Source organism: Nocardioides sp., assembly GCF_035697785.1.
Lineage (GTDB): Bacteria > Actinomycetota > Actinomycetes > Propionibacteriales > Nocardioidaceae > Nocardioides_B.
This window is the reverse complement of sequence record NZ_DASSCL010000048.1, coordinates 1-11,677: the sequence shown is the minus strand read 5'-3', so window position 1 is coordinate 11,677 and position 11,677 is coordinate 1. Positions and strand designations below refer to the sequence as shown.

12 protein-coding genes are annotated in these 11,677 nt (G+C 70.6%); 7 read left to right on the top strand and 5 right to left on the bottom strand.

Annotation, left to right across the window (positions count from 1 at the left end; genetic code table 11):
• Positions 1-548 precede the first annotated feature (548 nt).
• Complete coding sequence (locus tag VFH10_RS05035) at positions 549-1,931, bottom strand: DUF222 domain-containing protein (RefSeq protein ID WP_325126571.1); 1,383 nt, start codon at positions 1,929-1,931, stop codon at positions 549-551.
• A gap of 112 nt (positions 1,932-2,043) precedes the next feature.
• Between VFH10_RS05035 and VFH10_RS05030 the strand changes: the two genes are divergently transcribed.
• On the top strand, positions 2,044-2,223 hold the full coding sequence (locus VFH10_RS05030; RefSeq protein WP_325126569.1) for a hypothetical protein: 180 nt from the start codon (positions 2,044-2,046) through the stop codon (positions 2,221-2,223).
• Positions 2,224-2,250: 27 nt separating this feature from the next.
• Here the strand turns inward: VFH10_RS05030 and VFH10_RS05025 are convergent, their stop codons facing one another.
• Positions 2,251-2,547 carry a hypothetical protein gene (locus VFH10_RS05025; protein WP_325126567.1) on the bottom strand — a complete coding sequence of 99 codons (297 nt, stop codon included), beginning with the start codon at positions 2,545-2,547 and terminating at the stop codon, positions 2,251-2,253.
• 63 nt (positions 2,548-2,610) lie between these two features.
• Positions 2,611-3,969 carry a 4-aminobutyrate--2-oxoglutarate transaminase gene (gene gabT, locus VFH10_RS05020; protein WP_325126565.1) on the bottom strand — a complete coding sequence of 453 codons (1,359 nt, stop codon included), beginning with the start codon at positions 3,967-3,969 and terminating at the stop codon, positions 2,611-2,613.
• 140 nt (positions 3,970-4,109) lie between these two features.
• On the opposite strand from gabT, the gene dxr reads away from it, so the two are divergent.
• The 4 genes from dxr to VFH10_RS05000 all read left to right on the top strand — a co-directional run bounded on the left by dxr (position 4,110) and on the right by VFH10_RS05000 (position 9,044).
• On the top strand, positions 4,110-5,204 hold the full coding sequence (gene dxr, locus VFH10_RS05015; protein ID WP_325126563.1) for a 1-deoxy-D-xylulose-5-phosphate reductoisomerase: 1,095 nt from the start codon (positions 4,110-4,112) through the stop codon (positions 5,202-5,204).
• Positions 5,205-5,232: 28 nt separating this feature from the next.
• The gene (locus VFH10_RS05010) at positions 5,233-6,570 is read left to right on the top strand and encodes a M50 family metallopeptidase (protein WP_325126561.1); all 1,338 of its coding nucleotides are present in this window, start codon (positions 5,233-5,235) and stop codon (positions 6,568-6,570) included.
• A 67-nt stretch (positions 6,571-6,637) separates the two neighbouring features.
• Positions 6,638-7,777, top strand: coding sequence for a flavodoxin-dependent (E)-4-hydroxy-3-methylbut-2-enyl-diphosphate synthase (ispG, locus tag VFH10_RS05005; protein ID WP_325126573.1), 1,140 nt, complete (start codon positions 6,638-6,640; stop codon positions 7,775-7,777).
• Between the two features lie 7 nt (positions 7,778-7,784).
• Positions 7,785-9,044, top strand: a complete 1,260-nt coding sequence (locus VFH10_RS05000) for an MFS transporter (protein WP_325126559.1) — start codon at positions 7,785-7,787, stop codon at positions 9,042-9,044.
• On the opposite strand, the gene VFH10_RS04995 is transcribed toward VFH10_RS05000, so the two are convergent.
• Both VFH10_RS04995 and VFH10_RS04990 read right to left on the bottom strand, forming a co-directional pair.
• On the bottom strand, positions 9,006-9,617 hold the full coding sequence (locus tag VFH10_RS04995; protein WP_325126557.1) for a hypothetical protein: 612 nt from the start codon (positions 9,615-9,617) through the stop codon (positions 9,006-9,008). The two genes, VFH10_RS05000 and VFH10_RS04995, sit on opposite strands and share 39 nt — an antisense overlap.
• Positions 9,614-10,153, bottom strand: coding sequence for a SigE family RNA polymerase sigma factor (locus VFH10_RS04990; RefSeq protein ID WP_325126556.1), 540 nt, complete (start codon positions 10,151-10,153; stop codon positions 9,614-9,616). The genes VFH10_RS04995 and VFH10_RS04990 overlap by 4 nt, the downstream gene beginning before the upstream one ends.
• Before the next feature lie 147 nt (positions 10,154-10,300).
• Between VFH10_RS04990 and VFH10_RS04985 the strand changes: the two genes are divergently transcribed.
• Both VFH10_RS04985 and VFH10_RS04980 read left to right on the top strand, forming a co-directional pair.
• Complete coding sequence (locus VFH10_RS04985; protein WP_325126554.1) at positions 10,301-10,846, top strand: hypothetical protein; 546 nt, start codon at positions 10,301-10,303, stop codon at positions 10,844-10,846.
• Between the two features lie 31 nt (positions 10,847-10,877).
• A partial coding sequence (locus tag VFH10_RS04980) for a GNAT family N-acetyltransferase (protein ID WP_325126552.1) occupies positions 10,878-11,677 on the top strand: 800 nt, incomplete at its 3' end.

Below are 11,677 nucleotides of genomic sequence, written 5' to 3'. Positions count from 1 at the left end.
AGCCTGGGTGGCTTCGTACCCGTGACGTTGCTCGTCATCGCTCTCCTCGCCTCCCGGGCGGCCGTTCGGCGGCTCCTGTATGACACACCGGCAGCCGGCCAGACCTGACGCGGCGAGACTCCGAGCATGCCGCCGATAGTGTGGGAGATTGCCTACGCGGAGTCGCTCGGCAAGCTGGTTCGGTATCTAAGTCGCGAGCGCTTGGCTCGAACGGGAGATGGCCCCCAAGAGTGAGTCCGAGCGGGCGGTCCGCTCATCGGCAGGTCCGAGAAGTCGGATGGACTCGCTGTCGCTGGAGAGGTCAAGACACCGCACGCTCAAGCCGCGATGCGCGCGGTTTTCACGAGCGTGCTCAGGCTGCGAGGGCAGCTGGACGCCGCCGCGCTCGTTCCCGGGACACGTGGCGCAAGGTCGCGGCGATGCAGGGGACCTGAAGCCTGCCCGTTGCCGAACTGGTCGTGTTCTCGAACGACTTCGCCAACCGGCGGGAGCGACCGAGGCGGCCGTGGGCGACCTCGACCCGCCAGACATGCGGGTTGGGGCGGAGCTCAGCTGCGCGCGAGGATCTGGGCAAAGGCGCGTTCGTACGCCGTTCGTCCGGCGGTCGAGCCCGTCGAGACCCGGGTGCCGGTGTGGTCGACGGTGTACTCGTAGCCCATGGGCGTCCGCCAGTGGTGGACGCCGGGCTCGGGTTGTCGGTGTCGCCAGCCCTTGCCGTGGGTCTTGACCCGGTGCTCGAACCGGGTGAGCTTGCCGAGGTTCCCGATCCTCGTCTGCCCGGGCGGCCCGGTGCTGTCGGTGGTCGAGCCCGTCGAGACCCAAGGGATGGTGTGGTCGAGGTCCATCCGGCGTCCAGTGGCCGATGAATACGGGAACGCCGAGGCCGGGCTACGCAGATGCATGAGTTCGCGGAGCCGGTCCGGGACCTCGTAGCCGTCCACCGGACGGTCCTGGTCGAGGTCGATCACCGGCTTGATGGTCACCTGGGAGTGCCGGAGGAACTCCGAGGCCTGGCCGATCGTGAGCGGGCCGACGCCCTCCATCCGCGCCACCCCCGCCCCGGACACCAGGGACTCGCGGGACACGTGCACGTACAGCGTCGCCGGCGGCAGCGGAACGTCACCACCGGTGGTCGAGCCCGTCGAGACCGGGTCACCACCCACCGAACTGGCCGACCGCAGCAGAGCCAGTGCCCGGCTCGGGTGCGCCAGGATCCCGAGCGCCTTGGACCGGCGGGCGCCGACCGGGTCGCTGTCACCCTGCTGGAGCAGGATCTCGGCGATCCGGTCCACCATCGCGACCAGGTAGATCACCTCACCCGCGGTCGCCTTCGCCACCAGCGTCTTCAGGCCGTGCTCGTTGGACTGGCCGGTGACCACGAACCGCTCCAGCTCCGCCGCGATTCGTCGGGCCTCGGCGGCGGCCGGGTCGGCGGCGATGATCCGCGCCTCCAACAGGTCCACGAACCTTCCCCACGGCAGCGTGGCCAGGTACGGCGTCGTGGCCGCGTCCACCTCCCGCGCCTGCATCAACGACAGGCCGGTGGCGCGGGTGCGGGAGGCGACGTGCCGGGCCTGCCAGACCCGCACCGACCCGGCCAACAGTTCCGCCCAGAGCTTCGGGAGCCGGTGCCGCACATCCAGGGCGTCGGCCATCAGCGTGGCTGCCGCGACGTGCGACCGGCCGAGCAGCACACCGAGCTCGGCGGCCGCGAACTCACCCGCGAACGGCGTGCCCTCGCCGCCGTACCGCTTGGACCGTTCGGTGCCCGGCAACACCACCCCGGACCACAACGATTCCGCGGGGTGCAGGTCCGCCCACTGCGCGGCCAGCACGAACTGGCGCGCTTCCACCTCCAGCAGAGCAGCGTTGGACTCGACGATGGCGTCGGCCACTGCCTGCCGCTCGAGGTCGTCCACCACCGGTTCCATACCGATCAACCTAGAGGCGACCACCGACAGTTCTGAGAGCCGGAATCCCTTGTGCACAACGGGATCGGCCTCGACAAGCTCGACCAGCCGAGGGTGGACTACGTTGAGGATCATGCGCTTCGTCATCGACATCGACATGGACGCGATCACGGGCGGGGCACCACAGGAGATCGCGCGGATCCTGAGGTACTGGGCGGGCGCCCTCCCTCAGATGGAGCTGACGACGGGAGTCGAGCAGGAGCTCATGGACTCGTCGTACTCACCCGTGGGTCACCTGCGCGTGACGGGCTGACCAGAGCGGACGCGGAGGGGTGCCGCCTCAGCTGAACGGGTTGACCCACCAGCCGAGGCTGACGGCCTTCACCTCTGGACGGCTGGCGTCCCAGCAGCGCCAGTGCGGGTTGTCGCTGGGCCACGACACCCAGTCGAGCCGGTAGCTGCGGAAGTTGCCGCCGGCGTAGTCGTTGCACTCCTGCTCCGCCGCCGACGCGACGGTGGGCGCGATGAGCGGCCCGTAGAAGTACACGATGGTGCCGAGGAGGACGAAGATCACCACCAGCATCGAGCGGATGGCACGCATCGACAGTCCGGTCTGACCGGACAGCGAGATCCCCATCGGACCACCTCCTCGGCACAACTCTAGGGAGAGGTTCGTCCCTCTGGAGGCGAAATGCGCAGTTCAGGCCGTCGCGTCGAACCCGGCGGCGACCACGTCGAAGGCCTCCTCGAGCAGCGGCTCGGGCATCACCAGCGGCGGCAGGAAGCGCAGCACATTGCCGTAGGTGCCGCAGGTGAGGGTGAGGACACCCTGGCTGTGGCAGTACGCCGAGATGGAGCCGGCACGGACAGGCTCAGGGGTGTGCCCGTCCGTGCCGACGATCTCGACCGCCACCATGGCCCCCCGGCCTCGGACGTCACCCACGCATGAGTGCGTCGCCGACAGTGCGTCGAGTCTGTGGGTCATGACCTCGCCGAGCCGGCGCGCGGCTCCCGCGAGGTCGTTCTTCTGCATGATCTCGATGGCGCCGAGCGCCGCCGCGCAGGCGACCGGGTTCCCGCCGTACGTCCCGCCCAGGCCGCCGACGTGGACGGAGTCCATGATGTCGGCTCGGCCGGTGACCGCGGCCAACGGGAAGCCGCCGGCGATGCCCTTGGCGGTTGTCACCAGGTCGGGCACGACGCCCTCGTGGTCGCACGCGAACCAGTCGCCGGTGCGACAGAACCCGGTCTGGATCTCGTCGGCCACGAACACGATCCCGTTGGTGTCGGTCCACTCGCGCAACCGCGGCAGGAACCCGTCCGCCGGTACGACGAAGCCGCCCTCGCCGAGGATCGGCTCGATGACCAGGCACGCGAGGTTGGTGGCGCCCACCTGCTTGTCGAGCACGTCGATCGCCCGGTCGGCGGCCTCCACGCCGCTGATCGGAGACCGCTCGCGGAACGGGTAGGACATCGGGGCCCGGTAGACCTCACCGGCGAACGGGCCGAAGCCGTGCTTGTACGGCATGTTCTTCGCCGTCATCGCCATCGTCAGGTTGGTCCGCCCGTGGTACGCGTGGTCGACGACGGCGACCGCCTGGCGGCCGGTGAACGCGCGCGCGATCTTCACGGCGTTCTCGACGGCCTCGGCGCCGGAGTTCAGCAGCGCCGACTTCTTCGCGTCGTTGCCCGGGGTCAGCTCGGCGAGCTTCTCGCACACGTCCACGTAGCCGTCGTACGGCGTGACCATGAAGCACGTGTGCGTGAAGGCGTGCGCCTGCTCGACCACGCGGTCCACGACGGCCGGCGCCGCGTTGCCGACACTCGTGACGGCGATGCCCGAGGCCAGGTCGATCAGGGAGTTCCCGTCGGCGTCCACGAGCACCCCGCCCCCGGCGGCCTCGACGAAGACGGGGAGGGTGGTGCCCACGCCGGCGGCGACGTGCTCGAGCCGGCGGGCGAACTTGGCGCGGGAGCGCGGACCGGGAATCTCCGTGACGAGCCTCCGCTCCTGCGGCAGCCCCCACCCACCGGCAGCGGTGCCTGCTGCGTCGGTCATGGCGGTCAGCGTAAGGCAGACCCGGTCCCGCGGCTACGGATCAGAAGTACATTTTGCCGACACTCTGCCGAAACGGTTGTCGCCAACCTCGGATACGAGTGATTCCGTGGTCGCGTGGTCTGCTCAGGCAGGATGGGGCCGTGACCCCCACCCCCCGCCGTGACGTCGTCGTACTCGGCTCCACCGGCTCGATCGGCACCCAGGCCGTCGACCTGGTGCGCGTCAACCCCGACCGGTTCCGGGTGGTCGCGCTGACCGCCGGGGGCGGGAACCGCGACCTGTTCGAACAGCAGGTGGCCGAGTTCCGGCCCGGCTTCGCCGACCTCGGCGAGGAGGCCTCCTGTGCCGCCGCCGGTCTCGATTGCGACGTCGTGCTCAACGGGATGTCCGGGGCGGTCGGCCTGCGCCCCACCCTGGCCGCCCTCGACGCGGGCAACACCCTCGCACTGGCCAACAAGGAGTCGCTGATCATCGGCGGGCCGGTCGTCACCGCCCGGGCGAAGCCCGGCCAGATCGTGCCGGTCGACAGCGAGCACTCCGCGCTGGCTCAGTGCCTGCGCGGCGGCCGCGCCGACGAGGTACGCCGGCTCGTCCTCACCGCCAGCGGCGGGCCGTTCCGCGGACGCAGCCGTGACGACCTGCACGACGTGACCCCGGAGCAGGCGCTGGCGCACCCGACCTGGTCGATGGGCCCGCTCGTCACGATCAACTCCGCGACGCTGGTCAACAAGGGCCTCGAGGTTATCGAGGCACATCTCCTCTTCGGCCTGCCGTTCGAGCGGATCGACGTCGTGGTGCACCCGACGTCCGTCGTGCACTCGATGGTCGAGTTCCACGACGGGTCGACGATCGCGCAGGCGTCGCCACCCTCGATGCTGATCCCGATCGCCCTCGGCCTGGGGTGGCCGGACCGGGTGCCCGACGCGGCCCCCGGCATGGACTGGACGAGGCCGGAGACCTGGCAGTTCCTCCCGCTCGACGAGGACGCGTTCCCGGCGGTGGCGCTGGCCAGGACGGCCGGCGGACGGGGCGGCACGGCGCCGGCCGTCTACAACGCGGCCAACGAGGTGTGCGTGCAGGCCTTCCTCGACGGTGAGATGAGGTTCACCGACATCGTGCCCACCATCGAGCGCGTGCTTGCCGCTCACGACGTACCCTCGAACCAGACGGATCTCACCGTCGACGACGTGCTCGCCGCGGACGCCTGGGCCCGCGCCCGCGCCGCCACCCTGTGATCCCCGCCGGAATGGAAAGAACGCTTCGATGCTGACCGTGCTGATGTACACGCTGGGCGTGGTGCTCTTCGTGCTCGGCGTCGCCGCCTCCATCGGCCTGCACGAGGTCGGTCACCTGGTGCCCGCCAAGAAGTTCGGGGTCAAGGTCACCCAGTACTTCGTCGGCTTCGGCCGCACCCTCTGGTCCACCCGCCGCGGGGAGACCGAGTACGGCGTCAAGGCGATCCCGCTCGGCGGCTACGTCAAGCTCGTCGGGATGCTGCCGCCCGGCCGCGAGGACGAGGTCGACGAGCAGGGCCGGCTCAAGGTCCGCAAGTCCAACACGGGCATGTTCACCCAGCTCATCTCCGACGCCCGCGCGGCTGAGTACGAGCTCGTCGAGGAGGGCGACGGGGACCGGCTGTTCTACAAGCTGCCCTGGTGGAAGAAGGTCATCGTGATGGCCGGCGGACCGACGGTGAACCTGCTGTTGGCCTTCCTGTTCTTCGGCGCCGTCTTCATGATCCACGGCGCTCCCGTCGCGACCACGACGATCGACGAGGTCTCCGACTGCGTCATCGCGGTCACGGAGGAGACGCTGGACCAGCCGCAACGGAAGTGCACCGCGGCCGACCCGGTCGCGCCGGCGAAGGCCGCGGGGCTCCGGGCCGGTGACAACGTGGTCTCCTTCAACGGCACCGAGGTCACGTCCTGGGACCAGTTCAGCGGGCTGATCCGTGCCAACGACGACGGCGCGGCCACCATCGTCGTCGAGCGCGACGGCGAGCAGGTCACGACCCAGACCAACACCACCGTCTCGGCGCGGCCCGAGTCCGACGAGAACCCCGAGACGATCGTCGAGGTCGGGTTCCTCGGCGTCGTGCCCGAGCAGGTGCTCGAACGGCAGGGACCGGTCTTCGTCGTCACCACCATGGGTGACTACACCTGGGAGACGGTCAAGGCGCTCGGCCAGCTGCCGGTGAAGCTCTACCACGTCGGCCTGGCCGCCCTCGGGCTCGAGGAGCGCGCCGCCGACAGTCCGATGAGCGTCGTCGGCGCCAGCCGGGTGGCCGGCGAGGTCGCCTCCGAGCACACCATCCCGCTCGCCGACCGGTTCTTCGGGCTGCTCGGGCTGCTCGGCGCGATCAACCTCTTCGTGGGCATGTTCAACTTCGTGCCGCTGCTGCCTCTCGACGGCGGCCACATCGCGGGCGCTCTCTACGAAGCGGTACGCCGGGCGTTCGCGAGGCTGTTCCGCCGGCCCGACCCCGGATACTTCGACACCGCCAAGCTGCTGCCCGTGGCCTACGTGATGGCCGGTGTCATCCTCGTCATGAGCGTGGTGCTCATCTACGCCGACATCTTCGTACCCGTCCAGCTCGGCTGACAGTGACCACGCCGGGCACCACCTCGCACGAACGGAAGGACCGACCGTGACCTCGATCGACCTGGGGATGCCCGCCGCGCCGCCGCCGGTGCTCGCTCCGCGCCGCAAGACCCGACAGATCAAGGTGGGCAAGGTGCTCGTCGGAGGTGACGCGCCGGTCTCGGTGCAGTCGATGACGACGACGCTGACGGCGGACGTCAACACCACGCTCCAGCAGATCGCCGAGCTGACCGCCTCGGGCTGCGACATCGTGCGAGTGGCCTGCCCGTCGCAGGACGACGCCGAGGCGCTTCCGGAGATCGCGGCGCACTCGCAGATCCCGGTCATCGCCGACATCCACTTCCAGCCGAAGTACGTCTTCGCCGCCATCGAGGCCGGGTGTGCGGCGGTGCGCGTCAACCCCGGCAACATCCGCAAGTTCGACGACCAGGTCAAGCAGATCGCGGCCGCGGCCAAGGACCACGGCACGTCGATCCGGATCGGCGTCAACGCCGGCTCGCTCGACAAGCGGCTGCTGGAGAAGTACGGCAAGGCCACTCCAGAGGCGCTCGTCGAGTCCGCGGTCTGGGAGGCATCGCTTTTCGAGGAGCACGACTTCCACGACTTCAAGATCTCGGTGAAGCACAACGACCCCGTGGTCATGGTGCAGGCCTACGAGATGCTGTCCGAGCGTGGGGACTGGCCGCTGCACCTCGGTGTCACCGAGGCCGGCCCTGCGTTCCAGGGCACCATCAAGTCGTCGGTCGCGTTCGGCGCCCTGCTCAGCAAGGGCATCGGCGACACCATCCGGGTCTCGCTGTCCGCGCCGCCCGTCGAGGAGGTCAAGGTCGGCCTGCAGATCCTCGAGTCCCTGAACCTCCGCCCGCGGCGGCTCGAGATCGTGTCCTGCCCGTCGTGCGGTCGCGCCCAGGTGGACGTCTACAAGCTCGCCGACGAGGTGACCGCCGGGCTCGACGGTCTCGAGGTCCCCCTCCGCGTCGCGGTGATGGGCTGCGTGGTGAACGGTCCGGGCGAGGCCCGCGAGGCCGACCTCGGGGTCGCGTCCGGCAACGGCAAGGGCCAGATCTTCGTCAAGGGTGAGGTCATCAAGACCGTGCCCGAGTCCCAGATCGTGGAGACGCTGATCGAGGAGGCGATGCGGATCGCCGAGGAGCTGGGGGAGCCCGTCGACGGTGTGACCGGCGGCGCCACCGTCACCGTCAGCTGACCGGCCGGTGACCGCCGACGTCACGGCGGACACGCCGTCGCTGCTCGCCGATCGCGACTTCCTGCGGTATGTCGCGGCACGAGGACTGTCCGTCCTCGGCACGATCACCACCCTGATCGCGCTGCCCGTGCTGGTCTACCGCATCAGTGACTCGGCGTCCCTCACCGCCCTCGTGGCCGCGCTCGAGGCCGGGCCGTACCTCGTGTTCGGGCTGCTCGCCGGCGCGTTGGGCGACCGGTGGAACCGCCGCACCGTCATGGTCACGGCCGACCTGTGCGGTGCCGTCATGCTGGCGAGCGTCCCGGTGGCGCACTGGCTGGACGTGCTGACCGTGCCGCACATCTTGGCCGTGGCGTTCCTGGGCCCAACCTGCGCGACGTTCTTCGACGGCGCGGTCTTCGGGGCGATCCCGACCCTCGTCGGCCGGTCCCGGATCGGGGAGGCGAACTCCTACGTGTGGACCGTGCAGAACGTCGCCGAGGTGATGGTCCCCTCGCTGGTCGGGCTCGCCCTGGCGGTGCTGCACCCGGCGACGCTGCTCGCCTTCGACGCCGCGACCTTCCTCGCCTCCGCACTGCTGCTGAGCGGCATCCGCCGACCGCTCCAGGACGACGCCCGGGTCCGCGCTCCGCTCACCGTCCGGCACCTCGCGTCGGAGATCGCCGAGGGGCTGCGCTACCTCTGGCGGCACGCCGGGATCCGCACCATGACCATCGTGGGCTTCACCCAGTGCGTCGCCGGGGGCGGTTTCGTGTCGCTGATGGTCGTCTGGGCGGACCGGCAGCTCGACATCGGCACGGAGGGGCTCCGGTTCGGCATCGTCTACGGCTCCTGGGCCGTCGGCGGCATCCTCGCGTCGCTGACCCTGCCACGGCTGCTGCGCCGGTCCACGACACCGGCGCGGATCACGTTGCTGGCGCTGCCGTTCTCGGCCCTGATGGGGGTCGCGACCCCGCTGTGGGACGCGTGGTGGGCGGGCGCGCTGTCGCTGTTCGTCTGGAGCATCTTCTACACGCTGGTGGTGATCAACTCCATCAGCTACCGGCAGCAGGTAACCCCGGAGCCGCTGCTCGGCAGGGTCAACACCGCCGGCCGGATGCTCTCGTGGGGCCTGGGGTGGACCGGTGGCGCCTTCCTCGCCGGCGTGCTGAGCCGCTGGCTGGGTCTGCAGGGCACGCTGTTCGCGGTCACCGCCGTCGCCTTCGTCGGTGTCGCGGTCGCGTGGACCTCACCGCTCGTGGGAGCCCGAGAGCCGGCGGTTGAGTGAGAACAGTCGGCCGAGCACCGGCATCAGGACGATGTTCAGGCCGTGCAGCACGCCGATGATGAGCAGGATCCCGCCGACCCGCTGCAGCTGCCACTCGATCTGGTCGGCGTTGACCGTCGCGAAGTCGGCGCCCCACGTGCGGTCGGGCTCGAAGCGGACCGTGAACAGGATGAACGCGGCGAAGATCAGGTAGTAGACGATGTCGGTCAGCACGATGTAGCTCTTGCCGGTCAGCGGGTTGTCGTGGAACACGTCGGCGGCGTACGCCCGTCCGAACCGCTTGATGAACGGTCCCAGCCACAGGGCGATGGCGATCAGCACACCGGTCGTGAAGAGCTCCAGGGTCCACCAGGGCATCGCAGGTCTTCCGTTCTCGTAGGGGGTCAGGGTGAGGACAGTGGCGACGGCCAACGTCAGCGCTGCCGCCGCGCCGAGCAGCCGACGGGTGCGGCCCCGGCGCCGGGCCCGGTCGTCCTCGATGCTGTCGCGGACGCGAGCGAACAGATCGGGTGACGGCGTGCCGCTGGTGTCCGCGGCGAGTGTGCGGCGGAGCCGATCCTCGAGCTGGCTCATCGCAGTTCTCCTAGCTGGGCCGACAGGTTCTTCAGCCCTCGGCTGAGGTGGGTCTTGACCGAGTTGCGGGACACGCCGAGGGTCTCGGCGATGTCGTCGACCGACAGGTCGAGGTAGTAGCGCAGCACCACGCAGTCGCGCTGCCGCCGAGGCAGGTCCCGCAGCGCCGCCACCACCTCGGCGATGTCCTCGCGGTAGGCGGCGTGGTCCTCCGCGGACCGCTCGTCCTGCTGGGCCGGCGGTCGGTGCCGCAGCGACACCAGCCCGCGCCGGTTGTGGTCGCGGGCCAGGTTGATGACGATCGAGCGTAGGTACGCCGCGGCGCGGTCCTGCTCCCGGATCCGGTGCCCGTTGTGCGAGAGCCGGATGAACGCCTCCTGCACGAGATCCTCGGCGGCAGTGGTGTCGTCGACGAACCAGCGCGCCATCTGCACCAGTCGGGGCGCCTCGGCGTGGTACAGCCGCTCGACCAACGCGTCGACCGTGTGGGCCGCACCGACGTCGTCGGCGGGTGCGCGCAGCTCGGTCCCGTCCATGGTGGTCATCATCTTGCGGACGCACGAGGGCCCGGCCCGGGTGACACGCTCATCGAACTTTCTTTCTTGCGCTTCGTTGTCACCCGCTGCCCCGCTGACGCCGTCTGGCCCTGTGTACGAACACCAGAGCTCAGGAGGGGATGGAAGATGAGTGGTTCGAAGCGGGTCGGGGGGTGGCTGCGCCCGGTCGGGGCCGGCCTGGCGCTGGGAGCGGCCTGGGGGGCGCTGGCCCGGGTGTACATGCGGCTGGTCTCGACCAACCCGGAGTTCAGCTGGAGCGGGACGCTCGGCATCCTCGGGGTGGCGGCGGTGTTCGGCGGGACGCTTGGCTTCGTGCACGCGGCCCGCCTACGGGGAGGGCGGGCCTGGTGGCGGCTCGCCGTGCTGCCGGGGCTCGTGCTGTTCGCCGGACCGGGCGCGCTGCTGTTCCCGGCGGTGCTCCTGGGCGGCTTCGCCTGGGGCACCCGGGCCTGGTGGCCGGCCCGGGTGCTAGCGGCGGCTGCCGTCCTGGTGCTCCCGGTGGTGGTGTGGGAGACCACGCCCGCCCTGGACCGGATCGGGCTCTCCGTGACGGTGTCCGTCGTCGGCCTGTGGGTGCTCTCCGTGCCGCTCGCGGCGGCCGGTGCGACGTGGTTCCGGCGCTGGCCGACCCGCGTGGCCGAGCCCGCCCCGCTGGAGCCGGCGATCGCCTGAGTCGACCTGCTCGGTGCCCTAGGCTGCTGGCGTGCTCCGGACCCAGCCGGGCCTGCGAACCCTCGGCCCCGACGACCTCCCAGCCATGGAGGAGCTGACGGCGCGCGACCCGGTGGTCAACGTCTTCGTCGACTACCGGGCCCGCCTCACCCGGCTCGACCCGCGGTGGCTCGGCGGGGAGGTCTGGGGCTATCACGTCGACGGGGACCTGGTGGCGGCCTGCCATGCCGCCGCCAACCTGGTCCCGGTCGCGGCCGGGCCCGAGGCGGTCCAGGCGTTCACCGCCCGCGCCGCGTCACAGCCGCGGCGCTGCGCCACGCTCGTCGGGCCGGCCGAGCAGGTCGACCCGATGTGGAGGGTGCTGAGCAAGACGTGGGGGCCTGGGCGGGAGGTGCGGCGACACCAGCCGCACCTGGAGATCCGGACGCCGTCCGCGGTCGAGCCGGATCCCCTCGTCCGGCGTACCACTGCAGCGGACCTCGAGGTGTTGTACCCGGCGTGCGTGGCGATGTACACCGAGGAGGTGGGCGTCTCGCCGGAGGCCGGGGGAGGCGCGACCCTCTACCGGGCCCGGATCGCGCAGCTGATCTCCAAGAGGTGGTCGTTCGCGCGCATCGAGGACGGCCGCGTGGTCTTCAAGGCCGAGGTGGCCGCGGCGACACCGCACGCGTGCCAGGTCCAAGGGGTCTGGGTGGCCCCCGAGCGACGCGGCGAGGGGCTCGCCACCGCCGGCATGGCCGCGGTGGTCAGGCTGGCGCTGGCGGACGTGGCGCCGGTCGTCTCCCTCTACGTCAACGAACACAACCTGGCGGCCCGGCGGGTCTACGACGC